1 rRNA gene is annotated in these 450 nt (G+C 38.9%); it reads left to right on the top strand.

Annotated features, from left to right (window positions below):
• Positions 1-327: 327 nt before the first annotated feature.
• Positions 328-450 (top strand): 16S ribosomal RNA (locus DWZ82_RS10510); the annotation flags it as partial.

The following is a 450-nucleotide window of genomic DNA, read 5'->3' as shown; positions in this document are numbered from 1 at the left end:
TTTAGAACCGATTGAGGTTCTGAAAAAGAATTTGAAAAAAGTTCTTGACAAACGCTTCTGGTTTTGATATACTAAATAAGCTGTTGATGAGCGGTTAAGAACAACGAAAAGTTGTGAAAACTCTTTGAAAACAGCAGATTGTACCTTGTAAATTAAACAACGATGTGCTTAAACTTTTGTTCAAAAGAACGAAGGTTGTAGTGCGAACCTGAAATTTCGAGAGTTTTTTACTCTTGGTAAATCGCTGGAAGTCACAACTCCAGTTAAAACAAAGTGACACGTCAGACTCTAAAGTCGATTTTAAGAACTTCGGTTCTTTTAATACAATTTTTAGAGAGTTTGATCCTGGCTCAGGATGAACGCTGGCGGCGTGCCTAACACATGCAAGTCGAACGGAGTCGTTTTGGAAATCTCTTCGGAGATGGAATTCTCGACTTAGTGGCGGACGGG

Origin of the sequence: Butyricicoccus sp. AF35-5AC (assembly GCF_003477715.1) — a bacterium.
GTDB classification, from domain to species: Bacteria; Bacillota; Clostridia; order Oscillospirales; family Butyricicoccaceae; genus Agathobaculum; species Agathobaculum butyriciproducens.
Note: the sequence above shows the minus strand (reverse complement) of the source record. Positions and strands in the feature narration are given on the sequence as shown.